Below are 383 nucleotides of genomic sequence, written 5' to 3'. Positions count from 1 at the left end.
ATCCAAAGTTGCCGATGCACTGGACCACGCAGCCCGCAGCGCAGGCGCACTGCCTCAAGCAATCACGGTAGACAATGGACCTGTACCGAGGAGCGAAGCGACGACAAAGCGAAGCGCCCATTTGCTGGCAAAGTGCTTGATGCTTGGGCCTATGCCAATGAGGTCCAGCTTGATTTTATCCGACCAGGCAAACCAACCGAAAATGGCTATATCGAGTCCTTTAATGGCAAGCTACGCGATGAGCTGTTAAACACTGAGATCTTCTTTTCCCTGTCCGAGGCCAGGGAAAAGCTTGAAGAATACCGCCTCGATTATAATACCTATAGACCACACAGCTCGCTGGGCTATCGGCCTCCGGCCGAATACGCCCAGCAAGCTGTAGC

Annotated in this window: 1 pseudogene; it reads left to right on the top strand. The window is 53.5% G+C overall.

The features are described from left to right. Nucleotides 1–383: pseudogene (locus IE065_RS17860) on the top strand (integrase core domain-containing protein); the annotation flags it as partial.

The organism is Cerasicoccus arenae, assembly GCF_014651635.1.
In the GTDB taxonomy this organism is placed as follows: domain Bacteria; phylum Verrucomicrobiota; class Verrucomicrobiia; order Opitutales; family Cerasicoccaceae; genus Cerasicoccus; species Cerasicoccus arenae.
The sequence above is the reverse complement of the archived record's forward strand: the minus strand, read 5'-3'. Positions and strand labels throughout refer to the sequence as shown.